We start from the raw sequence: 25,577 nt of genomic DNA, 5'->3' as shown, positions 1-25,577 counted from the left end.
GCAGGTGCCTCGCCAGGGCAGGTGCCTCGCCAGGGCAGGTGCCTCGCCAGGGCAGGTGCCTCGCCAGGGCAGGTGCCTCGCCAGGGCAGGTGCCTCGCCAGGGCAGGTGCCTCGCCGGGGCGGGCGCTTCCTTGGGGCGGGCGCTTCGCCGGGGGCGAGCCGCTGGGAGGTGGGGCAGGGCGTTCCTCTCCTGGTGGGAGGGGGTGCCCGCCCTGCACCCGGGGGTCGTGGCGGAGTGCCTGGACCTGAACGGCGAGTGGAGGGCGTCCCGGGGATCGGGACGCCCTCTTCCCTACCTCGAAGGGTCGCGGACGGCGCCGGTGGAGGCGTCGGTGGTTAGGCGGGCGTAGGCGCGGAGGGCGGCGGTTACGGGGCGGGTGCGGTCTTTGGGTTGCCAGGGGCGTTCGCTGGCCTGCATCTTCGCTCGGCGTTCGGCGAGGACGTCGTCGGGGACGAGGAGTTCGAGCTTGCGCTCGTGGACGTCGATGAGGATCTGGTCGCCGTCTTCGACCAGGGCGATGACGCCGCCGCCCGCGGCCTCCGGGGAGATGTGGCCGACCGACAGGCCCGATGAGCCGCCGGAGAAGCGGCCGTCGGTGATCAGGGCGCACTTCTTGCCCAGGCCCGCGCCCTTCAGGAAGGCCGTCGGGTGCAGCATCTCCTGCATGCCGGGGCCGCCTGCCGGGCCCTCGTAGCGCACGACCAGCACGTCGCCGGGCTGGATCTGCTTGCCGAGGATGACCGACACGGCCTCCTCCTGGCTCTCCACGACCCGGGCGGGGCCCTGGAAGCGGAACAGGTCCTCGTCGATGCCCGCCGACTTGATGACCGCGCCCGCCTCGGCCAGGTTGCCGCGCAGCACCGCCAGGCCGCCGTCGGCGGTGTAGGCGTGGGCGACCGAGCGGATGCAGCCGCCCTCGGCGTCGGTGTCCAGCGACGACCAGCGGTTGGTCGTGGAGAACGCCTGGGTGGTGCGCACGCCGCCGGGCGCGGCGTGGAACAGCTCCAGCGCCTCCGGCGACGGCGAGCCCGAGCGGATGTCCCAGGTGGACAGCCACTGCTCCAGCGACGGGCTGTGCACGGCGGTGACGTCGGTGTTGAGCAGCCCGGCCCGGTGCAGCTCGCCCAGGATGGCCGGGATGCCGCCCGCCCGGTGCACGTCCTCCATGTGGTAGTCGGAGTTCGGCGACACCTTGCTCAGGCACGGCACCCGCCGCGACACCGCGTCGATGTCGGCGAGGGTGAAGTCGATCTCGCCCTCCTGCGCGGCGGCGAGGATGTGCAGGACGGTGTTGGTCGAGCCGCCCATCGCCACGTCCAGGGCCATCGCGTTCTCGAAGGCCGCGCGGGTGGCGATGCCGCGGGGCAGGGCGGTGGCGTCGTCCTCGCCGTACCAGCGCCTGCACAGCTCCATGACCGTCGTGCCCGCGCGGGTGAACAGGTCGCGGCGGGCGGCGTGGGTGGCCAGGGTCGAGCCGTTGCCGGGCAGCGACAGGCCCAGGGCCTCGGTCAGGCAGTTCATCGAGTTCGCGGTGAACATGCCCGAGCAGGAGCCGCAGGTCGGGCAGGCCGAGCGCTCCACCTCCGACAGCCCGGCCTCGTCGACCGCGGAGTTGGCCGAGGCCGCGATCGTGGTGATGAGGTCGCTGGAGGGGTGAGCCACGCCACCGACCACGACGGCCTTGCCCGCCTCCATCGGTCCGCCCGAGACGAACACCGCGGGCACGTTGAGCCGCATCGCGGCGTTGAGCATGCCCGGGGTGATCTTGTCGCAGTTGGAGATGCACACCAGCGCGTCGGCCTGGTGGGCGTTGACCATGTACTCCACCGAGTCGGCGATGATCTCCCGCGACGGCAGCGAGTAGAGCATGCCGCCGTGGCCCATCGCGATGCCGTCGTCGACGGCGATGGTGTGGAACTCCCGCGGCACCCCGCCCGCGGCGCGGATGGCGTCGGCCACGATGTCGCCGAGGTCGCGCAGGTGCACGTGGCCGGGCACGAACTGGGTGTAGGAGTTGGCGATGGCCACGATCGGCTTGCCGAAGTCGTCGTCGGTCATGCCGGTGGCGCGCCACAGCGAGCGGGCGCCCGCGGCGTTGCGGCCGTGGGTGGTGGTGCGGGAGCGCAGCGCTGGCACGGCTCCTCCAGGGTGTTGTTCGGTCTTGAGCGAGCTGGCCTGGTGGGCCGCGGGTGGAGGACGGTGCCGTCCAGGTTACTCCGCGGCGGCGGTGGGGTCCTTGATGCGCCCGCCGCTGATCAGCGCGAGCGCGGGCAGGTGGCGGGTGCGCACCGACGGCAGCGGCACGCGGGAGTCGTCCTTCCGCAGCGCCGTCACCGTGCCCTTGGGGCTGAGCAGCAGGCCCTTGAGGTCGTCCCAGGGCAGCACGGCGCCCCCGAAGACCTGCCGCACGGTCAGCCCCGTGGCGTCGGCCACGGTGCGCGTGCGGACGATCCAGACGATGGCCCCGGCGGGGAAGAGGTACAGCAGCGCCAGCACCGGCAGCGCGATCGCCATCGGGGTCACGCAGACCGCCACCAGCAAGGCCGCGAGGATGGCGACCTGCGGCACGCGGAAGACCAATCGGGACGGGATCTGCTGCTGCTCGGACACCTGGCCATGGTGCACTCCGCCGCCGGTCGCGCCGCGTCCGGGGTGGTCCCCCGGTCGTGTCCATCATGCGAGAGGACCGTCCCGCAGAGTTGACGCCGCTGGACGGGACGCTCTAACGTCTCGACCGTGCCGACGCAGTTCATCCTCGTACTTCCGCCGCGCGTTCGACGCTGACGGAAGCGAATCCCTGCGTCGAACGCGCGGACCCTCGTACGACCCACCGGTGGTCGACGGGGGTTTTTTCGTGTCCGGCCCCCGACTCCTTCTACCCACGAGGCAGAGATGACCAGCGCAACTTCGCGGCCCACCCCGGCCGCAGGCAATCCTGGCGCCGCGCCTGCGCGTCCCAAGCCCGCCCCGCCAGCGGGCGCGCCCATCCGCGTGACCGGCGCGCAGTCGCTCGTCCGGTCGCTGGAAGCCGTCGGCGTCGAGGTCGTGTTCGGGATTCCCGGGGGGACGATCCTCCCGGCCTACGACCCGCTGCTGGACTCCACGAAGCTGCGCCACGTGCTGGTCCGCCACGAGCAGGGCGCCGGGCACGCCGCCACCGGGTACGCGCAGGCCACCGGGCAGGTCGGGGTGTGCATGGCGACCTCGGGGCCGGGCGCGACGAACCTGGTCACCCCGCTGGCCGACGCGAACATGGACTCGGTGCCCGTGGTGGCCATCACCGGCCAGCAGACCCGCGCGCTGATCGGCACCGACGCCTTCCAGGAAGCCGACATCTGCGGCATCACACTGCCGGTGACCAAGCACAACTTCCTGGTCACCGACCCCGCCGAGATCCCGCGCACGATCGCCGAGGCGTTCCACCTGGCCAAGACGGGCAGGCCGGGCCCGGTGCTGGTGGACATCCCCAAGGACGTGCTGCAGGAGATGACCTCGTTCTCCTGGCCGCCGGAGCTGCGCCTGCCCGGCTACCGCCCGACCACCCGCCCGCACGGCAAGCAGGTCCGCGAGGCCGCCCGGCTGATCAACGCCGCCAAGCGCCCGGTGCTCTACGTCGGCGGCGGCGTGCTCAAGGCGCAGGCGTCGGCCGAGCTGCTGGAGCTGGCCGAGCTGACCGGCATCCCGGTGGTCACCACGCTGATGGCCCGCGGCGCCTTCCCCGACTCGCACCGCCAGCACCTGGGCATGCCGGGCATGCACGGCACGGTGCCCGCGGTGGGCGCGCTGCAGCGGGCCGACCTGCTGGTCGCCCTCGGCGCCCGCTTCGACGACCGGGTGACCGGCAAGCTGGACACCTTCGCCCCGGACGCGGCCGTGGTGCACGCCGACATCGACCCGGCGGAGATCTCCAAGAACCGCCGCGCCGACGTGCCGATCGTCGGCGACTGCAAGGAGATCCTGGTCGAGCTGATCGCCGCGGTGCGCGCCGAGCGGGCCGCCCAGGACCCGGCCGACCTGGCCGCGTGGTGGCAGACGCTCGACTCGTGGCGGGAGAAGTTCCCGCTGGGCTACGAGTGGCCCGCCGACGGGACGCTGTCGCCGCAGTACGTCATCGAGCGCATCGGCGCGATCGCCGGTCCGGACGCGATCTACACCGCGGGCGTCGGCCAGCACCAGATGTGGGCCGCGCAGTTCATCAAGTACGAGAAGCCCGCGAGCTGGCTGAACTCCGGCGGCCTCGGCACGATGGGCTACGCCGTGCCCGCGGCGATGGGCGCGAAGTTCGGCCGCCCGGACAAGGTCGTGTGGGCCATCGACGGCGACGGCTGCTTCCAGATGACCAACCAGGAGCTGGCCACCTGCGCCATCGAGGGCGCGCCGATCAAGGTCGCGGTGATCAACAACGGCAACCTGGGCATGGTCCGGCAGTGGCAGAACCTGTTCTACGCCGAGCGCTACTCCCAGACCGACCTGGGCACCCACAAGCACCGCATCCCCGACTTCACCCTGCTGGCCGAGGCGCTGGGCTGCGCCGGGCTGCGCTGCGAGACCCGCGAGGACGTCGACGCGGTGATCCAGCGCGCCATGGAGATCAACGACCGGCCGGTCGTGGTCGACTTCGTGGTCGGCAAGGACGCCCAGGTGTGGCCGATGGTCGCCGCGGGCACCGGCAACAACGAGATCATGGCCGCGCGCGGCATCCGGCCCCTGTTCGACGAGGACTGAGCATGAGCACCCACACCCTGAGCGTCCTGGTGGAGAACAAGCCGGGCGTGCTGGCCCGGGTCGCCGGCCTGTTCTCCCGGCGCGGGTTCAACATCGACTCCCTCGCCGTCGGCCCGACCGAGCACCCGGAGGTCTCCCGGATGACGATCGTGGTCGCGGTCGAGGACCTGCCGCTGGAGCAGGTCACCAAGCAGCTGAACAAGCTGGTCAACGTGATCAAGATCGTGGAGCTGGAGCCCGCCGCCGCGGTGCAGCGCGAGCTGCTGCTGGTCAAGGTGCGCGCCGACGCCACCGTCCGCAGCCAGGTGCTGGAGACGGTGCAGCTGTTCCGCGCGAAGGTCGTCGACGTCTCGCCCGAGGCCCTGACCGTGGAGGCCACCGGCACCGCGGACAAGCTGGAGGCGCTGCTGCGCATGCTGGAGCCCTACGGGGTGCGCGAGATGGTCCAGTCCGGCATGGTCGCCATCGGCCGCGGACCGCGGTCCATCACCGCGACCGCGGTCCGCTAGTTCACACACGAAGGGAAGTTCCGTCCCCATGTCCGTCGAGATCTTCTACGACGCCGATGCCGACCTGAGCATCATCCAGGGGCGCAAGGTCGCCGTCATCGGCTACGGCAGCCAGGGCCACGCGCACGCGCTGAGCCTGCGCGACTCCGGTGTGGACGTCCGCATCGGACTGCCCGAGGGCTCCAAGAGCCGCGCCAAGGCCGAGGAGCAGGGCCTGCGCGTGCTCACCCCGGCCGAGGCGTCCGCCGAGGCCGACCTCATCATGATCCTCGCGCCGGACACCAAGCAGCGGTTCATCTACGCCGACGACATCGAGCCCAACCTCAAGGACGGCGACGCGCTGTTCTTCGGCCACGGCTTCAACATCCGCTACGACCTCATCAAGCCCCCGGCGAACGTGGACGTGGCGATGGTCGCGCCCAAGGGCCCGGGCCACCTGGTGCGCCGCCAGTTCGTCGACGGCAAGGGCGTGCCCTGCCTCATCGCCGTCGAGCAGGACGCCACCGGCGGGGCGCAGGCGCTGGCGCTGTCCTACGCCGCGGCCATCGGCGGCGCGCGGGCCGGGGTCATCAAGACGACCTTCACCGAGGAGACCGAGACCGACCTCTTCGGCGAGCAGGCCGTGCTCTGCGGCGGCGCGTCCGCGCTGGTCCAGGCCGGGTTCGAGGTGCTGACCGAGGCCGGGTACGCCCCGGAGATCGCCTACTTCGAGGTCCTGCACGAGCTCAAGCTCATCGTCGACCTGATGTACGAGGGCGGCATCGCCCGCCAGCGCTACTCGGTCTCCGACACCGCCGAGTACGGCGACCTGACCCGCGGGCCGCGGGTCATCACCCCGGCGGTGAAGGCGGAGATGCAGAAGATCCTGGGCGAGATCCAGGACGGCACCTTCGCCCGCGAGTGGGTGGCCGAGGACGAGGCGGGCCGCCCGAACTACACCGAGCTGCAGCGCAAGGGCGCCGAGCACCCGATCGAGGAGACCGGCCGCAAGCTGCGCGGCCTGATGTCCTGGGTGGACCGGCCGATCACCGAGACGGCGTGACCCGGAACGGGTGAAATCGGGCGGGGAGGGCGCGATCGCCCTCCCCGCCCGATTTCTCACCGCATGACGAACAACGCGACCGCGGTCAGGCCCAGCGACAGGACCAGGAAGATGAACCCGAACGCGGGCGCCCTGCGGAACCACGGCGACCGGCGGTCCAGCGAGAAGTGCCCGGCGCCGGTGAACAGCAGCGCGAACGCCGCCGCCGCGTAGACCACCTCCAGCTCCACGCCGCCGACGAACAGGTCGACGTCCAGCCGCACCCAGATCGCGCTGAGCACGATGCCGAGCACCGCCGACGCCGCCGCCGGGGTGAACAGGCCGACGATCAGCAGCGCGCCCGCGACCAGCTCGGTGATCCCGGTGATCCAGGCCAGCAGGGTGGCCTGCTGGAAGCCGAAGGCCGTCAGCACCGCGGCGAAGCCCTCGATGCCGGGGCCGTCGAGGATGCCGAAGACCTTCTGCAGGCCGTGGGCGAGCACGAGCGCGCCGAGCACCGCCCGCAGCACGAACAGGCCCAGGTCCGCCCCGACGTGCCAGCGGTGCGGGTCCAGGCGCGGCTCGGTGTCGGGCCGGGACAGCACCGTCGTGTCGGCGGTGTCGTAGGGGCTGGGGTAGGCGGCGGTGCTCTGCGCCTCCGATGGCCGGAAGAAATCGCTGTCGCTGCTCACGCGCGCAGACTAGGGGATCAGTACTCCCCGCGCACGAGGTTGCTCGGCTGCTCCCCCGCCATGAACTGGGCGATCTGCTCGGCCACCACCCCGTAGGCGCGGCTGCGGTGCCCGGCGCAGCTCCCGCCGACGTGCGGGGTGAGCAGCAGGCCCGGCGCGGACCACAGTGGATGATCCGGCGGCAGCGGCTCCGGGTCGGTCACGTCCAGCGCCGCGCGCAGCCGCCCGGACCGCAGTTCGGCCAGCAGCGCGCCGGTGTCCACGACCGGGCCGCGGGCGGCGTTGACCAGGATCGCGCCGTCGCGCATCCGGGCCAGGAACGCGGCGTCGACCATGCCGCGGGTGGCCGAGGTGAGCGGGACCACCACGACGACGGCGTCGTGCTCGGGGACCAGGTCGGCCAGCTCGTCGAGGCCGTGCACGCCGTCGCGGGCGCGGGTGCCGACCAGGGTGGCGTGGGCGTCGAAGGCGGTCAGCTTGCGGCGCAGCTCGCGGCCGAGGTCGCCCGCGCCGAGGACCAGCACGCGCTTGCCGTGCAGGGTCTCGGTGACCTTGGGCGCCCAGCGCCGCTCGGCCTGGGCGGCGGCGAACTCGCCGAACTCGCGGTAGATGGTGAGCAGGGCGGTCATCGCCCACTCGGCCGTCGGGCCGCCGTGCGCGCCGCGGCAGGTGGACAGCAGCACCCCCTCGGGCACCGTGCCGAGCCATGCCTCCACCCCGGCGGTCAGCAGTTGCACCAGGCGCAACGACGGGAGGTGGGTGTAGACGTCGCAGGCGGGCGGGACGCCGATGCCGGGGACCAGCACCTGCGCGTCGGCCGCCTCGGGGGGCAGCTCGTCCAGCGAGCGGTAGCGCACCGCCCGCACCCCGTCGAGGGCGCCCAGCGCCTCGACACCGTGCTCATCGGGAACCAGAACAATCACGGGGCCGACCCTAACCCGCGGTTCACGGACGCCGACCTAACCTGGGGACATGGGACGCCGGAACCTCGCTGCGCTGGCCACCGGCGTCGTCATGGCCGCGGCCGGGTGCGCGTCGTTCACCGAGCAGCCGCCCCCGCAGAGCTGGCAGCCGCAGGTCCAGCTCACCCCGCAGGGCGGGCCCGAGCCGCGCGAGCAGGGCGAGGGCGGCGGTGGCGGCGGCGCAGGCGAGCGCGAGCGGCCGGAGTCCATCCCGCCGCCGGACGGCTGCACCGACTTCGACCCGGCCGTGCTGGCCACCTGCCTGGACTCGCCGGTCGCCGTGGCGGCCATGCCCGGCGACGGCAGCGACCCGACCGCGCTGGTCGGCGAGCGCACGACCGGCCGCATCCTGCTGGTCCGCCAGGGGGCGGCCCCGCGGCTCATCGCCAAGGTCGCCGTCGACGCCGCCGCGGACGGCGGGCTGACCGGCCTGGCCCTGTCCCCCTCGTACGCCGAGGACCGGCTGGTCTTCGCCTACATCACCACGCCGACGGACAACCGCCTGGTCCGCATCGCCCCCGGCGACGTGGCCAAGCCGGTGCTGACCGGCATCCCGCGCGGCGCGTCGGGCAACCGGGGCGCGCTGGCCCTGGACCACCGCGGCGCCCTCCTGCTGGCCACGGGCAGCGCGGGCAAGCCCGCCGACCCCAAGTCCCTGGCAGGCAAGCTCCTGCGCCTGGACGCCGCGGGCAAGCCGCACCCGGACAACCCCGACCCCCGCTCCCCGATCGTCGCGGCGGGCCTGACCGCCCCGGGCGGCGTCTGCGCGGCCCTGGACGGCTCGCGGACGTGGGTCACCGACCGCACCGCTGCGGCCGACGTCGTCCACCAGGTCCAGTACGGCAAGCCCCTGGGCACCCCGGCGTGGACATGGCGGGACAAACCGGGCGTCGCGGGCTGCGCCACCACGTCGCAGGCCCTGTGGATCGCCATGTCCACCGCGGGCCACCTGCAGAACCTCCCCCACGCCCCGGACGGCACCTTCACCGGGAAACCCCAGGTCACGATGGACAAGGCCGACGGCTACGGCCGCATCGCGGGCATGGACCTGGTCAACGACTCGGTGGCGGTCGCGGGCACGGTCAACAAGCGCGGCGGCAAACCCGTCTCCAGCGACGACCGCGCCATCGTCATCATCCCCCAGGGCCAGGCAGGCAGCGGCCGCGACTGACCTTGACCTCCACAGCGCTGGAGGTACGAGGGTGGACCCATGGATCCCGCGGATGTCGAGGACATCAAGAAGGTCGTGGCCGCGCTCGAACACGCCCAACGACACGAACTGGTCGACGACTTCATCGCCCTGTTCCGCCACGACGCCATCTGGACGACAGCGCACGGCAGACTCCTCACCGGGCGCGAGGAGATCGCCGTGTTCACGCGGCAGGTGCTACCGGGTGCGATGGCGGGCTTGACGCCGCACTACGAGGTCACCCACGTACTGGCGATCCGGCCGGATGTCGCGGCGGTGAAAGTCCGCCAGCGCTACACCACGCGCGCTGGGGGTCCTGCGGAGGAGCAGGGCGAGGGCACACCGCTGTACGTCATGGCCAGGGAGAACGGCCGCTGGCTGCTCACCGCCTGCCAGAACACCGCCGTACTCAACCCCTGAACGCGGGCGATCACGCGCGGGAGATGCGGCGGGGCACCTCGCCGGGGTAGCGGAGCGCTGCGCGGGAGGGGGCAGGGTTGCCTCTGCCGGGAGCAGCGGGGATGGCGGTCGGAAAGGGCGCTGAGCGCCCGCCGGGACAGCGGAGCGCTGCGCGAGAGGGCGGCAGGCCAACTCGCCGCAGCAGCGGATGCCGAGCGGAAGTCGGCGGAGCGTCCCGAGGGCGGGCAACGGGGCGTTGCGTGAGAAGGCGGCGGTGCCTTGCCGGGCGGCGGTCGGGGAGGGTGGCAGCCGTTCCGTGGGGGGCGGCGGGCGGGGAGGGCGGCCGATTTCGCGGGGGCGGTGGGGCGGTGCGGTGGAAAGGGGCAGGGCGCCCCGCTGGGGTTGCGGGGCGCCCTGCTCAGGGGTCGGTTACTGGCAGCGTTCGAGGATGAGTTCTCGGACGCGCTTGGCGTCTGCCTGGCCCTTGGTGGCCTTCATCACTGCGCCGACGATGGCGCCCGCGGCGGCGTGTTTGCCGTCGCGGATTTTGGCGGCTACGTCGGGTTGGGCGGTTAGGGCCTCGTCCACTGCGGCGTAGAGGGCGGAGTCGTCGGAGACGACCTTCAGGCCGCGGCGTTCGACTACCTCGGCGGGTTCGCCCTCGCCTGCTAGGACGCCGTCGACCACCTCGCGGGCCAGGGCCTTGGTGAGGGTGCCGTCGGCGACCAGGGCGATGACCGCGGCCACCTGGGCCGGGGTGATCGGCAGCTCGGACAGCTCCACGCCGCGCGTGTTGGCCTGCTGGGCCAGGTACGACACCCACCACGACCGCGCCTCGGCCGGGGGCGCGCCCGCGTCGGCGGTGGCGGCGATCAGGTCGACCGCGCCGACGTTGACCAGGTCGCGCAGTTCGGCGTCGGAGAGGCCCCACTCGGTCTGGATGCGCTTGCGGCGCTCCCAGGGCAGCTCCGGCAGCGTCCCGCGCAGCTCGTCCACCCACTCGCGCGACGGCGCGATCGGCACCAGGTCCGGCTCGGGGAAGTAGCGGTAGTCCTCGGAGGTCTCCTTGCGGCGGCCCGCGCTGGTGTGCCCGGTCGCCTCGTCGAAGTGCCGGGTCTCCTGCAGGATCGACCCGCCCGCGGCCAGCACCGCGGCCTGCCGGGTCATCTCGTGCCGCACGGCCCGCTCGACGCTGCGCAGCGAGTTGACGTTCTTGGTCTCGGTGCGGGTGCCGAACTCGGCCGCGCCCTTGGGCATCAGCGAGACGTTCGCGTCGCAGCGCAGCGAGCCCTGGTCCATCCGCACGTCGGAGACGTCCAGCGCCTTGAGCAGGTCGCGCAGGGCGGTCACGTACGCGCGGGCGACCTCGGGGGCGCGCTCGCCGGTCCCGGTGATCGGCTTGGTGACGATCTCGATCAGCGGCACGCCCGCGCGGTTGTAGTCCAGCAGCGAGTAGTCCGCGCCGTGGATGCGCCCGGTGGCCCCGCCCACGTGCAGCGACTTGCCGGTGTCCTCCTCCATGTGGGCGCGCTCGATGCCCACGCGCACGACCTCGCCGTCCTCCAGCGTGACGTCCAGGTAGCCGTTGAAGGCGATCGGCTCGTCGTACTGCGAGGTCTGGAAGTTCTTCGGCATGTCCGGGTAGAAGTAGTTCTTCCTGGCGAACCGGCACCACTCGGCGATCTCGCAGTTGAGCGCGAGCCCGATGCGGATGGCCGACTCCACCGCCTTGCCGTTGAGCGCGGGCAGCGACCCCGGCAGGCCCAGGCAGGTCGGGCACACCTGGGTGTTGGGCTCGGCGCCGAAGGCGGTCGGGCAGCCGCAGAACATCTTGGTGGCGGTCGACAGCTCGACGTGCACCTCGAGGCCCAGGACCGGGTCGAAGCGCGCCACGACCTCGGCGTAGTCCATCAGCTCCGCAGTGGAGGTCACTTCGCCGCCTTCCGCAGGTTCCGCACGGCCAGCAGGATCGCGGTGATGGCGACCACCACGCTGGCGATGGCGTTGACCAGCGCGAGCTGGTCGCGCTCCTCGCGCGCCGTCTTGAACGTCCGCACCGCGTTGGTGGTGGAGGCCACCGAGCTGGCGAGGCGGATCGCCCCGCGGATCTTGTTCTCGTCGGCCATCAGCTGGCGACCTCCAATTCCGGGACGCGGTGGATGACGGGGCCGCCCTGGGCGGCGTCGCGGGCGGCCTCGTAGGCCGCGGCCACCCGGTACCCGCGGTGGTCGGCCAGCGCGGGCGACATGATCTGCAGGCCGACCGGCAGGCCGTCGGCCAGTCCACACGGGACGCTCAGCGCGGCGTTGCCCGCCATGTTCGACGGGATCGTGCACAGGTCCGCCCGGTACATCGCCATCGGGTCGTCCACGCGCTCGCCGATGCGGAACGCCGTGGTCGGCGTGGTCGGGGAGATCAGCACGTCGGCCTGCTCGAACGCGGCGGCGAAGTCGCGGGTGATCAGCGTGCGCACCTTCTGCGCCGAGCCGTAGTAGGCGTCGTAGTAGCCCGCCGACAGCGCGTAGGTGCCGAGCATGATCCGGCGCTTGACCTCGGCGCCGAACCCGGCCTCGCGGGTCAGCGACATGACGTCCTCGGCGCTGCGGGTGCTGTCGTCGCCGGTGCGCAGGCCGTAGCGCATCGCGTCGAAGCGGGCCAGGTTCGAGGACGCCTCGCTGGGCGCGATCAGGTAGTAGGCGGGCAGCGCGAGGTCGAAGCTCGGGCAGGACACCTCGACGATCTGCGCGCCGAGCGCCCGCAGCTGCTCGACGGCTTCGTGGAAGGCCGCGAGCACGCCCTCCTGGTAGCCCTCGCCGCCCAGCTCGGTCACGATGCCGACCCGCACGCCGGACAGGTCGCCGCCCTGGCCCTGGCGCACGGCCTCGACCACCGGCGGCACGGGGGCGTCGATGGAGGTGGAGTCCAGCGGGTCGTGCCCGGCGATGACCTCGTGCAGCAGCGCGGCGTCGAGCACCGTCCGCGCGCACGGCCCGGCCTGGTCCAGCGACGAGGAGAAGGCGACGAGGCCGTAGCGGGAGACGGTGCCGTAGGTGGGCTTGACCCCGACGGTGCCGGTGACCGCGCCGGGCTGGCGGATCGAGCCGCCGGTGTCGGTGCCGATGGCCAGCGGCGCCTCGAAGGCGGCCAGCGCGGCCGACGAGCCGCCGCCGGAGCCACCGGGGACGCGGTCGAGGTCCCACGGGTTGCGGGTCACGCCGTAGGCGGAGTTCTCGGTGGAGGAGCCCATGGCGAACTCGTCCATGTTCGTCTTGCCGAGCACCACCAGGCCCGCGGCCTGGAGCCGCCGCACGACCGTCGAGTCGTACGGCGGGTGCCAGCCTTCGAGGATCTTGGAGCCGCAGGTCGTCGGCGCGCCCTGCATGGTCAGCACGTCCTTGACCGCGATCGGCACGCCCGCCAGCGGCGACGCGGGCTCGCGGCCGGCGGCCAGGTCGTCGTCGACGGCCTGCGCGGCGGCCAGCGCCCGCTCGGCGTCGACGTGCAGGAAGGCGTGCACGGCCGGGTCGACCTCGGCGATGCGGTCCAGGTGCGCCCGGGTCGCCTCGACGGCGGAGACCTCGCGGGTGCGGATGAGTTCGGCCAGCTCGGCGGCCGTCTTGCGGATCATGCCTCGTCCCCCAGGATGCGCGGCACGCGGAAGCGGCCGTCCTCGGCGGCTGGCGCGGCGGCCAGCGCCTGCGCCTGGGTCAGACCGGGCCGGACCTCGTCGGCCCGGAACACGTTGGTCAGCGGCACCGCGTGCGAGGTCGGCGGGATGTCCTGGTCGGCGACGGAGCCGACGGCGGCAACGGCCCCCACGATCTGGTCGAGCTGGCCTGCGAAGAGGTCCAGCTCGGCGTCGGTGACGGCCAGCCTGGCCAGGCGGGCGAGGTGGGCCACCTCGTCGCGGGAAATGCTGGGCACTGGGCGCGAACCTCCCGTTGTCCGGTCTTGCCGCGGAGTCTATTTGGGCGCGGGCCGCGGGCTCGAACCGGTTCTCGTCCCGGCATGCGGTCCGGGGTGGACGCCCGTCGCGCGCGGTCTGCGACAATCAGCGGTCGGCATGGCGGTGGCCGGGAGCCCGGCGCCGAAGAGGAAGCAGCAGCGGGAGGCGTTCGAGGTGTCCTTCCTGATCCGGGTCCAGCTCCCGGACAGCCCTGGCACGCTGGGTGCGGTCGCAACCGCGCTCGGCGCCATCGGGGCCGACATCCTCAGCGTCGACGTGGTGGAGCGCGTCGGCGGTGTCGCGGTGGACGACCTGGTGGTCGAGCTGCCCAGCGGCAGGCTGCCGGACGTGCTCATCACGGCGGCGGAGTCGGTGGCCGGGGTCGAGGTGGACGCGGTGCGCCCCTACGCGGGCGTCCTCGACACCCACCGCGAACTGGAGCTGGTCGAGGACGTCGCCGCCGACCCGGCCCGCGGCCTCGCGGTGTTCACCGAGGGCGTGCCGAAGATCGTGCGGGCGGGCTGGGCGCTGGTCGTCGGCCCCGCTGGCAGGCTGGCGGCCTCGACGGCCGCGCCCGAGCTCCAGGAGCTCGACCTGCCGTGGATGCCCCTGGCCAGGGCCACGGTCCTCGACGGCGAGGAGAGCTGGGTGCCCGCCACCTGGCGCGAGCTGGGCACCGAACTCGCGGCGACGCCCCTGGGCAAACCGGAGCGCGTCCTGCTGGTCGGCCGCCCCGGCGGGCCCATGTTCCGGGCCGCCGAGGTCGCCCGCCTGGCCCACCTGGCGGGCATCGTCTCGGTCGTCCTGCCCGACTAGGGGCCGGCCCGCCGCGGCGCGGAGTCCCACCCGCAGCCCCGGCGTCCTGCCGGGGTCTCGCCGAGGTGGCGCGACCGCTCCTACCCGGGCAGCGGCTGCTCCGGGGGCTCCTCGGGGGAGTCGTCGCCGATGGTGGCGGTGGCGCGGGCGGCTTCGGGGCCTCGGGTGAGGAGGGTGGTGAAGCCGTCCTCGTCGAGGACGGGGACCTTGAGCTGGATGGCCTTGTCGTACTTGGCGCCGGGGGCGTCGCCGACGACGACGAAGGCGGTCTTCTTCGACACCGAGCCCGAGGCCTTGCCGCCGCGGGCGGTGATGGCCTCCTTGGCCTCGTCGCGGGAGTAGGTGGACAGGCTGCCGGTGACGACGATCGAGAGGCCCTCCAGCGTCCGCGGGACGGAGTCGTCGCGGTCCTCGGCCATCCGGACGCCCGCGGCGCGCCACTTCGCCACCACCTCGGCGTGCCAGTCGACGGCGAACCAGTCCTTGACGGCGGCGGCGATGGTCGGGCCGACGCCCTCGGCGGCGGCGAGGCGCTCCTCGTCGGCGTCGCGGATGGCGTCGATCGAGCCGAACTCGCGGGCCAGCGCCTGGGCGGCGGTCGGGCCGACGTGGCGGATCGACAGCGCCACCAGGACCCTCCAGAGTGGACGGTCCTTGACCAGCTCCAGGTTCGCCAGCAGCTTGCGCCCGTTCGCCGACAGCCCGCCCGCCTTGGTGCGGAACAGGTCGACGCGGCCCAGGGCGTCGGCGTCGACGGCGAACAGGTCGCCCTCGTCGGTGATGACGCCGGAGGCCAGCAGGGCGGCCGCGGCCTCGTAGCCCAGGCCCTCGATGTCCAGCGCAGCCCGGCTGGCCAGGTAGAACAGCCGCTCGCGCAGCTGGGCCGGGCACGAGCGGGCGTTCGGGCAGCGGATGTCGGCGTCGCCCTCCTTCTCCGGGCGCAGGGTCGTGCCGCAGACGGGGCACTCCGTCGGCATCACGAACTCGCGGGCGTCGGCGGGGCGGGCGTCGACCACCGGGCCCAGCACCTCGGGGATGACGTCGCCCGCCTTGCGGATGACCACCCGGTCGCCGATCAGCACGCCTTTGCGCTTGACCTCGGAGGCGTTGTGCAGGGTGGCCATCGCCACGGTCGAGCCCGCGATCTTCACCGGCTCCATCACCGCGAACGGCGTCACCCGGCCCGTCCTGCCCACGTTGACCTCGATGTTGAGCAGGGTCGTCGTGGCCTCCTCCGGCGGGTACTTGTAGGCGATCGCCCACCGCGGCGCGCGGGAGGTGCTGCCCAGCCGCCGCTGCAGGGCCACCTGGTCGACCTTGATGACCACGCCGTCGATCTCGTAGCTGTTGTCGTGGCGGTGCTCGCCCCAATGGCGGACGTGGTCGGCGAGCTGGTCGGGGTCGTCGATGACGACGGTGTGCTCGGAGACCGGCAGGCCCCACGCGGCCAGCGCCCGGTACGCCTCGGACTGGGCGACGGGCTCGAAGCCCTCGCGCTTGCCCAGGCCGTGGCAGATCAGCCGCAGGTTGCGCGACGCGGTGACCCGCGGGTCCTTCTGGCGCAGCGAGCCCGCGGCGGTGTTGCGCGGGTTGGCGAAGGGCGGCTTGCCCGCGGCGACGAGCCGGGCGTTGAGCGCCAGGAAGTCCTCGACCTCGAAGAACACCTCGCCGCGCACCTCGACCAGCCGCGGCACGGGGAACTCGTCGGTGCCCGCGAGGCGCTCGGGGACCCCGCGCATGGTGCGCACGTTGAGGGTCACGTCCTCGCCGGTGCGGCCATCGCCCCTGGTCAGGGCACGGGTGAGCTTGCCGTCCTCGTAGAGCAGGTTGACCGCGAGCCCGTCGATCTTCAGCTCGCACAGGTAGCGCGCGTCGGCGGCCTCCCGGCGGACCCGGTCGACCCAGGCGCCCAGCTCATCGATGTCGAAGGCGTTGTCGAGGCTGAGCATGCGCTCCAGGTGGTCGTGCGCGGCGAACTCGGTGGAGAAGGTGCCGCCGACCCGCTGCGTCGGCGACTCGGGGGTGACCAGGCTCGGGTAGCGCTCCTCCAGCTCGGCCAGCTCGCGCAGCAGGGCGTCGAACTCGCCGTCGGAGATGGTGGGGGCGTCGAGGACGTAGTAGCGGAACTGGTGGCCGAGCAGCTCCTCCGACAGCACGGCATGGCGGTCGCGCACGTCGGCGGGGACGTCGGTGGTCTCCGTGTTCTCACTGGTCACCGGCCCAGACTAGCCAGGGGGACCGACTATTTCGCCTCGGCGAGACCGCGGACGAGGTCGCGCAGCTCCAGCAGCCCGATGCTCTCCGCGGGCTCCTGCTCGGCGGTCTCCACCCGCCGCAACCGCTCCCCCGCGACCCGCTCGCCGAGCGTGGCGTCGAGGGGGAGGAACGTCATGGCCTGGCGCATCTCGGGGGTCAGCTCGACCAGCAGGGGGTGGTGCACGGCCACGTCGACGACGCCGCCGTCGACCTGGGCGTGGACGCGCACATCGGCCAGCGAGAGCCGATGGGCGCCGATGTTGACCGTCACCTGGGTGGGGTCGGGAACGGGCGGGACGGAGTCGTGGAACTCCCAGATGGCGTCGTCGGGCGGTGCGGCGGCCTTCCAGGCGTCGGTGAACGGCCGCAGGGCCGGGTCCTCCTGGCCGGAGACGACGAGGGCGTAGATGGCCCGCTCACCGCGCTCGATGGCGAAGTGCAGATCCGGGTGCACCTCGGCGACCAACCCGCACAGCAACGCCTCGACCCGCTGCGGCTCCCCGTCCCCGAGGGCGGCGGCGATGGTGGGCAGGTGCTCATACCAGGCGGCCCAGAAGGCAGCGGCGCGATCGGCGGCGGTCACCCCGCCATCTTGTCAAAGGGGTGGGCGGTTGCTCGGCGGTTCGGCGCACCTGGCGTGCTGGGACGGCGGAGGGTGGGAGGGGGCGGTGGAGGGGCGGGAGGGACAGCCCGCCGGTGGGTGGCCCCGGGGCGAACGGCGGGGCTGGCTGGGGTGAGCTGGCCTGGGGGCCACCGGGCTGGCCGACTTCCACCGCGCGAGTCGGGTGGTGCGTGGGGAGGGCTAGCCGCCTGCTACGGAGGGGATGATGTGGATTTGGGCGTTGGGGGGCAAGGGGGTGTGCTTGCCTTGGAGTTGGCGGCATTCCTCGCCGTCGATGAAGAAGTTGACGTGGCGGCGGAGGGTGCCTTGTTCGTCGCGTAGGCGGCGTTCTAGGGCGGGGTGGGTTTGGGCGAGGGTGTCCAGGGCGGTGGCGAGGGTGGGGGTGGGGGCGAGGTGGAGTTGGGGTTGGTTGGCCGCGTGGGGGCGGAGGATGCCGGGGAGGTGGATGGTGACCGGCATCTAGACCACCGCTGCTCTGATCGACAGCACGTCCGGCAGGTTGGCTGCGATGCGGGTCCAGGTGTCGCCGCTGTCACGGCTGCCGTAGATGTCGCCGGAGCGGGAGCCGAAGTAGATGCCTGCGGGGTCGGCGTCGTCGGTGCAGAGGGCGTCGCGGAGGACGGTGGCCCAGTAGGGGGTGGTGGGGAGGCCCGTGGCCAGGGCTTCCCAGGTCGTGCCTGCGTCGCGGGTGCGGTAGACGCGGCAGCGGCCGTCGGGTGGGAAGCGGTGGCCGTCGGCGGTGAGCGGGAAGGTGTAGGCGGTGTCGGGGTCGTGGGGGTGGACCGCGATCGGGAAGCCGAAGTCGGAGGGCAGGCCCTCGGCGATCGAGGTCCAGGTGACGCCGCCGTCGTCGCTGCGGTACACGCCGTGGTGGTTCTGGGCGTAGAACCGGTCGGGCCGGGACGGGTGCTGGGCGATCTTGTGCACGCACTGGCCGTACTCCGGGTACGGGTCCGGCAGGAAGTACGCCTTGATGCCGGTGTTGCTCGGGGCGAAGGACGCCCCGCCGTCGGTGGTGCGGTAGACGCCGCCGGTGGACATGGCGACGGTGACGTGATCCGGATCGGTGGGGTGCGGGATGACCGAGTGCACGGCCTGCCCGCCGAAGCCGGGGAACCAGTCCTTGCGGTGCGGGTGCTCCCACAGGCCGCGGACCAGCTCGAACGTGCGGCCACCGTCGGTGGAGCGGAACAGCGCCGATGGCTCGGTGCCCGCGTAGACGACATCGGGCTGGCCTGCCGGTCCCGGCGCGAGCTGCCAGACGCGGGCCAGCGACGCGCCCGTGTCGGCGGGGAAGGCGACGGGGGCGTGGTCGGGCTCCTGCCAGGTCGCGCCGAGGTCGTCGCTGGTCGCCACGGTCGGGCCCCAGTGCTCGGAGGCCACCCCGGCCAGGATCCTGGGCACCGCCCGGCGGGTGTCGACGGCGACGGCGTAGACGTCGGTCATCGCGTGGTGCGGCCCGGTGACCGTCCACCCGCCGTCGTCGGAGGCGAGGAACAGCCCCTTGCGCGTCCCAATGGCCACCAGCACCTTCTGCGCCATCGCCCCTCCTCCGATGTGGTGCGCGCCACGCTACGCCGACCCACCGACAACCGGGCGGCTCCCGTGGCCCGGCCGCCGCGCGGGTGGTTGTGTGGGGGGATGCGACACAAGTGGGACGCCTACGCCGCCCGCTACGACCGCGACATCGCGTTCTGGGAGCGGCTGCAGGTCGGCGACGGCCGGGAGTGGGTGTGCGGGCAGGCGTCGGGGGACGTGCTGGAGGTCGCCGTCGGCACCGGGCGCAACCTGCCCCACTACCCGCCGGGCGTGCGGCTGACCGGGGTCGACTTCAGCCCGGCCATGCTGGCCATCGCCGCCGAGCGGGCCCGCGCGAGCAGCCTGCAGGTCGACCTGCGCGAGGCCGACGCCCAAGCGCTGCCGTTCCCCGACGGGTCCTTCGACACCGTGGTCTGCACGCTGGGGCTCTGCGGCTTCCCCGACGAGCGCGCCGCGATCGCCGAGATGCGCCGGGTGCTGCGCCCCGGCGGGCTGCTCCTGCTGCTCGACCACGTGGGCAGCCACCACCGCCCGATCCGCTTCGCCCAGTGGCTGCTGGAGCAGGTCACCAAGCGGATGATCGGCGACTACCAGACCCGCAGGCCGCTGCCCCTGGTCGAGGCGGCCGGGCTGCGGGTCGAGCGCAGCCAGCGGCTCAAGGCGGGCACGGTCGAGCGCCTGGCCGCCCGCAAGCCGCTAACCCCATAGGACGTCGCGGTTGAGCGCGGCGATCACGTCGGTCCCGATCTCCTTGGGGCAGGCCGAGGCGCACTCGCCCACCTGGGTGCAGCCGCCGAAGCCGAGGTCGTCCTGGGTGCGCACCATCGCCAGCGCCCGGGCGCCCCGCTCGGGCTGACCCGGCGGCAGCGAACCCAGGTGCACGGCCTTGGCCGCGGTGAACAGCATGGCCGAGCCGTTGGGGCAGGCCGCCACGCACGCACCGCAGCCGATGCAGGCCGCCGCGGCGAACGCCCGGTCGGCGTCCGGCTTGGGCACCCGCACGGCGTGCGCGTCCGGGGCCGCGCCCGCACGCACGCCGACGTGCCCGCCGGACTCGATCACCCGGTCCAGCGCCGAGCGGTCCACCACGAGGTCGCGGACCACCGGGAACGGGCGGGCCCGCCACGGTTCGACGGTGATCGGGCGGCGCGGGTCGAACTCGCGCATGTGCAGCTGGCAGGTGGTCGTGGCCTGCCGCGGGCCGTGCGCGGTCCCGTCGATCATCAGCCCGCACATGCCGCAGATGCCCTCGCGGCAGTCGTGGTCGAAGGCCACGGGCTCCTCGCCGTCGAGCAGCAGGCGCTCGTTGAGCACGTCGAGCATCTCCAGGAAGGACATGTCGGGGGTGATGCCGTCGACGGCGTACTCCACGAGCCCGCCGGGGTCGTCGGGGCCGCTCTGCCGCCAGATGCGCAGGGTGTACTTCACCGGTAGCTCCGCTCGCTCGGTTGGACGGCGGTGAACGCCAGGTCTTCGCGGTGCAGGACCGGCGGGCCGCCGGTGTGCTCCCAGGCCGCGACGTAGGCGAAGCGCGCGTCGTCGCGGCGGGCCTCGCCGTCGGGGGTCTGGCTCTCGGCGCGGAAGTGGCCGCCGCAGGACTCCTCGCGGTGCAGCGCGTCCAGGCACATCAGCTCGGCCAGCTCCAGGAAGTCGGCGACCCGGCCCGCGTGTTCGAGGGTCTGGTTCAGGGTGTCCCCCGAGCCGACGACCTTGACCCGCCGCCAGAACTCCGCGCGCAGGTCGGGGATGCGCTTGAGGGCTTCGGCCAGGCCGTCGGCCGAGCGCTCCATGCCGCAGTGATCCCACATCAGCCTGCCCAGCTCGCGGTGGAAGGACTCGGGCGTGCGGTCGCCGTCCACGGCGAGCAGGGCGGCCACGGTGGCGCGCACCGACTCCTCGGCCGCCTCGGCCGCCGCCCGCGGCACCTCGCCGAAGGGACCGTCGGCCAGGTAGTCGCCGATGACGGCGGGAAGGACGAAGTAGCCGTCGGCCAAGCCCTGCATGAGCGCGCTCGCGCCGAGCCGGTTGGCGCCGTGGTCGGAGAAGTTGGCCTCGCCGATGACGAACAGGCCCGGGATGGTGGATTGCAGGTCGTAGTCCACCCACAGCCCGCCCATCGTGTAGTGGACGGCCGGGTAGATGCGCATGGGCGTGGTGTACGGGTCCTCGGCGGTGATCCGCTGGTACATCTCGAACAGGTTCCCGTACCGCTCGGCGACGACCTCGCGGCCGAGCCGGGCGATGGCGTCGGCGAAGTCGAGGTACACCCCGCGCCCGACGCCGTGGCCCGCGTCGCAGACCGCCTTGGTGGCGCGGGCGGCGATGTCGCGCGGGACGAGGTTGCCGAAGCGGGGGTAGCGCCGCTCCAGGAAGTAGTCGCGCTCGTCCTCCGGGATCTGCGACGGCGGACGCGGGTCGCCCGGGCGCGCAGGCACCCACACCCGGCCGTCGTTGCGCAGCGACTCGCTCATCAGGGTCAGCTTCGACTGGTGGTCGCCGCCGACCGGGATGCACGTGGGGTGGATCTGGGTGAAGCACGGGTTGGCGAACCACGCGCCGCGCTTGTGAGCCCGCCAGATCGCGGTGGCGTTGCTGCCCTTGGCGTTGGTGGACAGGTGGAAGACGTTGCCGTAGCCGCCGGTGGCCAGCACCACGGCGTCGGCGAGGTGGGTGCCGATCTCGCCGGTCACCAGGTCGCGCACGACGACGCCGCGGGCGCGCCCGTCGGCGACGACGAGGTCCAGCATCTCCGTGCGCGGCCTGCTGACCACGCGCCCGGCGTCGATCTGCCGCGCAAGCGCTTGATACGCGCCCAGGAGGAGCTGCTGGCCGGTCTGGCCGCGGGCGTAGAAGGTCCGGGAGACCTGCGCGCCGCCGAAGGAGCGGGTGTCGAGCAGGCCGCCGTACTCGCGGGCGAACGGGACGCCCTGGGCCACGCAGTGGTCGATGATGGCGCCGCTGACCTCGGCGAGCCGGTACACGTTGGACTCGCGGGCGCGGAAGTCGCCGCCCTTGATGGTGTCGTGGAACAGCCGGGCGATGCTGTCGCCGTCGCCCGCGTAGTTCTTGGCCGCGTTGATCCCGCCTTGGGCGGCGACGCTGTGCGCGCGGCGCGGGCTGTCCTGGTAGCAGAAGGACAGCACGGCGTACCCCAGCTCGGCCAGGGTCGCCGCCGCGGACGCCCCGGCCAGGCCGGTGCCGACCACGATGACGCTCATCCGGCGGCGGTTGGCCGGGCTGACCAGGCGCGCGGCCAGCCTGCGCCGCTCCCAGCGGGTCTCCAGCGGACCATCCGGGGCGCGGGTGTCGCGCAGCGGCGTGCCCTCGGTGTAGCTCATGCGATGACCCCCAGGAGGACGGCGTAGGGCACGGACAGGAACCCGGCGGTGACGGCCACCGCGACGGCGAGCGCGGCGGGCTGGGCCGAGGTCTTCGCGCCGAGGCTGCGCAGCGCGCTCCACATGCCGTGGCGGATGTGGAAGCCGAGCGCGACGACGGCGAGGGTGTAGAACGCGACGACGTACCAGCGGCTGAAGCCCGCGACGAGGCTCGCGTGGACCTCGCCGGGCACGCCGTGCGGGTTCACCACGCCCGCGGTCAGGTCGAGGATGTGGTAGACGACGAACAGGGCGATGATCACCCCGCCCCAGCGCATCGTGCGGGCGGCGTACCCGCCGCGCTTGACCGCGTACCGGACCGGGCGGGCGCGGCGGGCCTGCCTGGTCAGCGAGACGGCCGCGCCGATGTGCAGCACGACCGCGGCGAGCAGGACGACCCGCACGACCCAGAGGAAGCCGCCGTGGCCGAGCACGGGCGCGAGGAACTCCCGCAGGAACCGGCCGTAGCCGTCGATCGAGGCCGGGCCCGCGAACGCCTTGAGGTTGCCAGCCATGTGCGCCACGACGTAGGCGAGGAGCACGATTCCGGTGACGGCCATCACGGCTTTGCGGCCCACAGTGGTGCGGATCCGTTGCCGCACCGGTGATTCCGTGAGCATGCCCCCGACGCTAGGCGCGCGGCCGATCAGTCGTCCAATACATGATCCCGCTCGACTCGATAGCCTCGGGCTATGACGTTGCAGCAGCTCGCGTACTTCCTGGCCGTGGCCGAGACGCGGAACTTCACCCGGGCGGCGCGGCTGTCGCATGTGGCGCAGCCCTCGTTGAGCAAGCAGATCCACGCGCTGGAGGCGGAGCTGGGCAGCCCGCTGTTCACCCGCGTCCCGGCCGTCGCGCTGACCCCGGCCGGGGAGGCGCTGCTGCCGATCGCCAAGCGCATCCTGTCCGATGTGGACACCGCCAGGCTGGAGGTGGCCGAGCTGGCCGGGCTGCGGCGGGGGCGCATCCGGCTGGGCGCGACGCCGAGCGTGTGCGTCGGCGTGCTGCCCGACGTCCTGCGCCGCTTCCACGACGAGCACCCGGGCGTGCGGCTGCAGGTCGAGGAGGGCGGCTCGCGGGACCTGACCCGCGCCCTGGTCGCAGGCGACCTCGACCTCGCGCTGGTGATCGTCCCCCCGCAGGGCGTCGACCCGGCGCTGCACGCGACGCCGGTTCTGCGCGAGGACCTGATGGTCGCCTCCGCCGTCGAGCTGCCCGCGCGGGTGCGGCTGACCGACCTGCGCGAGCGGCAGCTGGTCATGTACCGGCAGGGCTACGACCTGCGGGAGACGACCCTGCGGGCGTGCCTGGCCGCAGGCTTCGAGCCCAGCCTGGCCGTCGAGGGCGGCGAGATGGACGCGGTGCTGCGGTTCGTCGAGGCGGGCCTGGGGGTGGCCGTCGTGCCCAGCCTGGTCCTGCCCGACCGGCCGCGCCTGTTCTCAGCGCCCCTGGTCGGCCCGGGCCTGCGCCGCACAGTCGCCCTGGCCCACCGCAGCGACGCCCCGCCGACGATCGCGGCCCGCGCGTTCCGCTCGGTCCTGCACGCCCACGTCGACGCCCTGGTCGCAGGCGACGCCCTGCCCGTGGGAGTCACGCGGGCGTAGGCGTCCAGTCGGAGTTGGCGCCGCAGAGGATGACGCAGGTCAGGGCGTCGGTCGGGGTGGCCAGCCAGGCGGCGAAGGGGACGGCGGCGGCGGGCTCGACGGCCAGGCGGAACTCGTCCCACAGGCGGTCGCGGGCGGCCAGGGTGGCGGCGTCGGTGACCAGCTCCGAGCGGGCGTCGCGGAGCAGGGCGAAGGGGTGCTCGCCGATGCGGGTCGCGCCCAGCGCGGACGCGGAGATGGAGTCGACCGGGGAGTCGACGGGGTGACCCGCGGCGAGGGCGTGGTGCAGGGCGCAGCAGCCCTCCGGCTCGACGGCGACCACCGGGCGGCCCCCGCCGATGGCGGTGCCCGCGGCCAGCCCGCCGCCGCCCACGGCGACGGCGAACGCCGCGATGTCGGGGGCGTCGGCAACGGCCTCGGCGGCGCAGGTGCCCTGGCCCGCGATGACCAGCGGGTCGTCGTAGGCGGACAGGTAGCGGGCGCCGGTCTCGGCCTGGGCGGCGGCGTTGGCCTCGGCGTAGGTGCGGCCCAGCCGGATGAGCTTGGCCCCGGCCGCCTCGATCCGGCGGACCTTCGCCGCGGGCGCGGTCTCGGGCACGTAGACGGTCGCGGGGATGCCGAGGAGCTTGGCCGCCGTGGCCACCGCGACGCCGTGGTTGCCGCCGGAGGCCGTCACCACGTGCTCGGCCTCAGGGCCGCCGATGAGCGCGTTGAGCGCGCCGCGCAGCTTGAAGGAGCCGGTGCGCTGGAGGTGCTCCAACTTGAACACCACCGGCCTGCCGTCGACCTCCGCGCGCAGGATCGGGGTGCGCCGGATGTAGGGGGCGATGCGCTGGGCTGCGGCCGCGACCTGGTCCATGCCGCCACTCTGCCAAACTGCCCGGGTGAGCACCGCACCCTGGCCCACCGGCGCGGCGACCGGCATCGGCTCGCTGCCCGGGCGCGACCCCGTCGAGGCCGCCGCCGTCGTGCTCGGCGAGCTGCCGGAGTTCCCGCACCTGCCCGAGCTGCCCGCGCGCGGCCTGGGCGCCGACATCCTCGGCCGCGGCGCCGCGCTGCTGGTCGACATCGCCGTCGAGGTGGTGCCCTCGGGCTACCGGCTCACCGCCCGCCCCGGCGCCGACCACCGCCGCGCGGTCGACCTGCTGCGCCGCGACCTCGACGCCGTGGAGGAAGCGATCGAGCGGGCCGGGGCCGCGCCTGCGGTGCTGAAGGTGCAGGCGCCGGGCCCGTGGACGCTGACCGGCGGCGTCGAGCTGCCGCGCGGCCACCGCGTGCTCACCGACCCGGGCGCCCTGCGCGACGTGACCGCCTCCCTCGCCGAGGGCCTGGCCCAGCACATCGCGGAGGCCCGCCGCCGAACAGGGGCGTCGATCGTGGTCCAGATCGATGAGCCGGGGCTGCCGGGCGTGCTGGCGGGCACGGTGCCGACCCCGTCCGGCTACGGCACGGTGCCCGCCGTCGCCGAACCGGAGGCCCGGGAGGTCTTGGCAGCGGTGGTGGACGCGGCACGCGCGGCGTCCGGCAACCCGGTCATCGCCCACTGCTGCGCCCCGCACCCCCCGATCTCGCTGCTGCGGTCCGCGGGTGCGGGCGCCATCGCGTTCGACGCCACCCTCGACCTCGACAAGGCCGCGCTGGACGAACTCGGCGAGGCGTGGCAGGCCGAGACGGTCCTGTTCCTCGGCACCGTCCCCAGCACCGCCCCCGCGACCCCGCCATCCCTGCGCGCCGTCGCCGCCCCCGCCCTCGACCTCACCGACCGCCTCGGCTTCCCCCGGACGATCCTGGCCACCCACGCCATCCCCACCCCCACCTGCGGCCTGGCAGGAGCCACCCCAGCCTGGACCCGCCGCGCCATGACCCTGGCCCGCGACCTGGGCCGCGCCTTCGTCGAGCCCCCGGAGTCCTGGTAGCCG

General features: G+C 73.5%; 25 protein-coding genes. 9 read left to right on the top strand and 16 right to left on the bottom strand.

What is annotated here, in order from left to right; genetic code table 11:
* Positions 1 to 292: 292 nt before the first annotated feature.
* Positions 293 to 2,137, bottom strand: a complete 1,845-nt coding sequence (gene ilvD, locus ACWEPX_RS13100; RefSeq protein WP_451897353.1) for a dihydroxy-acid dehydratase — start codon at positions 2,135 to 2,137, stop codon at positions 293 to 295.
* Positions 2,138 to 2,212: 75 nt separating this feature from the next.
* Positions 2,213 to 2,611, bottom strand: coding sequence for a PH domain-containing protein (locus ACWEPX_RS13095; protein ID WP_451897352.1), 399 nt, complete (start codon positions 2,609 to 2,611; stop codon positions 2,213 to 2,215).
* 282 nt (positions 2,612 to 2,893) lie between these two features.
* Between ACWEPX_RS13095 and ACWEPX_RS13090 the strand changes: the two genes are divergently transcribed.
* The 3 genes from ACWEPX_RS13090 to ilvC are packed head-to-tail and all read left to right on the top strand — an operon-like array spanning position 2,894 to position 6,277.
* The gene (locus ACWEPX_RS13090) at positions 2,894 to 4,726 is read left to right on the top strand and encodes an acetolactate synthase large subunit (protein WP_451897351.1); all 1,833 of its coding nucleotides are present in this window, start codon (positions 2,894 to 2,896) and stop codon (positions 4,724 to 4,726) included.
* Between the two features lie 2 nt (positions 4,727 to 4,728).
* Positions 4,729 to 5,235: an acetolactate synthase small subunit gene (gene ilvN, locus ACWEPX_RS13085; protein ID WP_451897350.1), complete on the top strand. Its 507-nt coding sequence runs from the start codon at positions 4,729 to 4,731 to the stop codon at positions 5,233 to 5,235.
* A 28-nt stretch (positions 5,236 to 5,263) separates the two neighbouring features.
* The gene (ilvC, locus tag ACWEPX_RS13080) at positions 5,264 to 6,277 is read left to right on the top strand and encodes a ketol-acid reductoisomerase (protein ID WP_451897349.1); all 1,014 of its coding nucleotides are present in this window, start codon (positions 5,264 to 5,266) and stop codon (positions 6,275 to 6,277) included.
* Between the two features lie 56 nt (positions 6,278 to 6,333).
* Here ilvC and ACWEPX_RS13075 read toward each other — a convergent pair whose 3' ends face one another.
* Together ACWEPX_RS13075 and ACWEPX_RS13070 are read right to left on the bottom strand one after the other, a co-directional pair.
* Entirely contained in the window at positions 6,334 to 6,948 is a 615-nt protein-coding gene (locus tag ACWEPX_RS13075; protein ID WP_451897348.1) for a DoxX family protein, read from the bottom strand.
* Positions 6,949 to 6,965: 17 nt separating this feature from the next.
* The gene (locus ACWEPX_RS13070; protein ID WP_451897347.1) at positions 6,966 to 7,871 is read right to left on the bottom strand and encodes a 2-hydroxyacid dehydrogenase; all 906 of its coding nucleotides are present in this window, start codon (positions 7,869 to 7,871) and stop codon (positions 6,966 to 6,968) included.
* A gap of 49 nt (positions 7,872 to 7,920) precedes the next feature.
* Between ACWEPX_RS13070 and ACWEPX_RS13065 the strand changes: the two genes are divergently transcribed.
* Positions 7,921 to 9,081, top strand: coding sequence for a PQQ-dependent sugar dehydrogenase (locus tag ACWEPX_RS13065; protein ID WP_451897346.1), 1,161 nt, complete (start codon positions 7,921 to 7,923; stop codon positions 9,079 to 9,081).
* A gap of 39 nt (positions 9,082 to 9,120) precedes the next feature.
* Positions 9,121 to 9,519 carry an SgcJ/EcaC family oxidoreductase gene (locus ACWEPX_RS13060; RefSeq protein WP_451897345.1) on the top strand — a complete coding sequence of 133 codons (399 nt, stop codon included), beginning with the start codon at positions 9,121 to 9,123 and terminating at the stop codon, positions 9,517 to 9,519.
* Positions 9,520 to 9,927: 408 nt separating this feature from the next.
* Here the strand turns inward: ACWEPX_RS13060 and gatB are convergent, their stop codons facing one another.
* The 4 genes from gatB to gatC are packed head-to-tail and all read right to left on the bottom strand — an operon-like array spanning position 9,928 to position 13,422.
* The gene (gatB, locus tag ACWEPX_RS13055) at positions 9,928 to 11,430 is read right to left on the bottom strand and encodes an Asp-tRNA(Asn)/Glu-tRNA(Gln) amidotransferase subunit GatB (RefSeq protein WP_451897344.1); all 1,503 of its coding nucleotides are present in this window, start codon (positions 11,428 to 11,430) and stop codon (positions 9,928 to 9,930) included.
* Complete coding sequence (locus ACWEPX_RS13050) at positions 11,427 to 11,624, bottom strand: hypothetical protein (protein ID WP_451897343.1); 198 nt, start codon at positions 11,622 to 11,624, stop codon at positions 11,427 to 11,429. The genes gatB and ACWEPX_RS13050 overlap by 4 nt, the downstream gene beginning before the upstream one ends.
* Positions 11,624 to 13,126 carry an Asp-tRNA(Asn)/Glu-tRNA(Gln) amidotransferase subunit GatA gene (gatA, locus tag ACWEPX_RS13045; protein WP_451897342.1) on the bottom strand — a complete coding sequence of 501 codons (1,503 nt, stop codon included), beginning with the start codon at positions 13,124 to 13,126 and terminating at the stop codon, positions 11,624 to 11,626. Before gatA ends, ACWEPX_RS13050 begins: the two co-directional genes overlap by 1 nt.
* Positions 13,123 to 13,422, bottom strand: a complete 300-nt coding sequence (gatC, locus tag ACWEPX_RS13040) for an Asp-tRNA(Asn)/Glu-tRNA(Gln) amidotransferase subunit GatC (RefSeq protein WP_451897341.1) — start codon at positions 13,420 to 13,422, stop codon at positions 13,123 to 13,125. Before gatC ends, gatA begins: the two co-directional genes overlap by 4 nt.
* A 196-nt stretch (positions 13,423 to 13,618) precedes the next feature.
* On the opposite strand from gatC, the gene ACWEPX_RS13035 reads away from it, so the two are divergent.
* Complete coding sequence (locus ACWEPX_RS13035) at positions 13,619 to 14,260, top strand: amino acid-binding protein (protein ID WP_451897493.1); 642 nt, start codon at positions 13,619 to 13,621, stop codon at positions 14,258 to 14,260.
* A gap of 80 nt (positions 14,261 to 14,340) precedes the next feature.
* Here ACWEPX_RS13035 and ligA read toward each other — a convergent pair whose 3' ends face one another.
* The 4 genes from ligA to ACWEPX_RS13015 all read right to left on the bottom strand — a co-directional run bounded on the left by ligA (position 14,341) and on the right by ACWEPX_RS13015 (position 18,680).
* Positions 14,341 to 16,476 carry an NAD-dependent DNA ligase LigA gene (gene ligA / locus ACWEPX_RS13030; RefSeq protein WP_451897340.1) on the bottom strand — a complete coding sequence of 712 codons (2,136 nt, stop codon included), beginning with the start codon at positions 16,474 to 16,476 and terminating at the stop codon, positions 14,341 to 14,343.
* 26 nt (positions 16,477 to 16,502) lie between these two features.
* The gene (locus ACWEPX_RS13025; protein WP_451897339.1) at positions 16,503 to 17,099 is read right to left on the bottom strand and encodes a hypothetical protein; all 597 of its coding nucleotides are present in this window, start codon (positions 17,097 to 17,099) and stop codon (positions 16,503 to 16,505) included.
* A 219-nt stretch (positions 17,100 to 17,318) separates the two neighbouring features.
* On the bottom strand, positions 17,319 to 17,597 hold the full coding sequence (locus tag ACWEPX_RS13020) for a MoaD/ThiS family protein (protein ID WP_451897338.1): 279 nt from the start codon (positions 17,595 to 17,597) through the stop codon (positions 17,319 to 17,321).
* The gene (locus tag ACWEPX_RS13015; RefSeq protein ID WP_451897337.1) at positions 17,598 to 18,680 is read right to left on the bottom strand and encodes an exo-alpha-sialidase; all 1,083 of its coding nucleotides are present in this window, start codon (positions 18,678 to 18,680) and stop codon (positions 17,598 to 17,600) included.
* Positions 18,681 to 18,779: 99 nt separating this feature from the next.
* On the opposite strand from ACWEPX_RS13015, the gene ACWEPX_RS13010 reads away from it, so the two are divergent.
* Positions 18,780 to 19,385, top strand: a complete 606-nt coding sequence (locus ACWEPX_RS13010; RefSeq protein ID WP_451897336.1) for a class I SAM-dependent methyltransferase — start codon at positions 18,780 to 18,782, stop codon at positions 19,383 to 19,385.
* Here ACWEPX_RS13010 and ACWEPX_RS13005 read toward each other — a convergent pair.
* Genes ACWEPX_RS13005 through ACWEPX_RS12995 form a run of 3 tightly spaced genes read right to left on the bottom strand, consistent with a single transcriptional unit; the run spans position 19,374 to position 22,674 of the window.
* Complete coding sequence (locus ACWEPX_RS13005; protein WP_451897335.1) at positions 19,374 to 20,105, bottom strand: succinate dehydrogenase/fumarate reductase iron-sulfur subunit; 732 nt, start codon at positions 20,103 to 20,105, stop codon at positions 19,374 to 19,376. The genes ACWEPX_RS13010 and ACWEPX_RS13005 overlap by 12 nt on opposite strands.
* Positions 20,102 to 22,015: a fumarate reductase/succinate dehydrogenase flavoprotein subunit gene (locus ACWEPX_RS13000; RefSeq protein WP_451897334.1), complete on the bottom strand. Its 1,914-nt coding sequence runs from the start codon at positions 22,013 to 22,015 to the stop codon at positions 20,102 to 20,104. The genes ACWEPX_RS13005 and ACWEPX_RS13000 overlap by 4 nt, the downstream gene beginning before the upstream one ends.
* Positions 22,012 to 22,674 carry a succinate dehydrogenase cytochrome b subunit gene (locus tag ACWEPX_RS12995; RefSeq protein WP_451897333.1) on the bottom strand — a complete coding sequence of 221 codons (663 nt, stop codon included), beginning with the start codon at positions 22,672 to 22,674 and terminating at the stop codon, positions 22,012 to 22,014. The genes ACWEPX_RS13000 and ACWEPX_RS12995 overlap by 4 nt, the downstream gene beginning before the upstream one ends.
* 72 nt (positions 22,675 to 22,746) lie before the next feature.
* Here ACWEPX_RS12995 and ACWEPX_RS12990 point away from each other — a divergent pair, with 72 nt between their 5' ends.
* The gene (locus tag ACWEPX_RS12990) at positions 22,747 to 23,658 is read left to right on the top strand and encodes a LysR family transcriptional regulator (RefSeq protein WP_451897332.1); all 912 of its coding nucleotides are present in this window, start codon (positions 22,747 to 22,749) and stop codon (positions 23,656 to 23,658) included.
* Here ACWEPX_RS12990 and ACWEPX_RS12985 read toward each other — a convergent pair.
* A complete protein-coding gene (locus tag ACWEPX_RS12985; RefSeq protein ID WP_451897331.1) occupies positions 23,645 to 24,517 on the bottom strand; it encodes a serine/threonine dehydratase in 873 nt (290 codons plus the stop codon). The genes ACWEPX_RS12990 and ACWEPX_RS12985 overlap by 14 nt on opposite strands.
* Before the next feature lie 25 nt (positions 24,518 to 24,542).
* Between ACWEPX_RS12985 and ACWEPX_RS12980 the strand changes: the two genes are divergently transcribed.
* A complete protein-coding gene (locus ACWEPX_RS12980; protein WP_451897330.1) occupies positions 24,543 to 25,574 on the top strand; it encodes a methionine synthase in 1,032 nt (343 codons plus the stop codon).
* The last annotated feature ends 3 nt before the right edge of the window (positions 25,575 to 25,577 follow it).

It is taken from the genome of Actinokineospora sp. NPDC004072, assembly GCF_053604195.1.
Note: the sequence above shows the minus strand (reverse complement) of the source record. Positions and strands in the feature narration are given on the sequence as shown.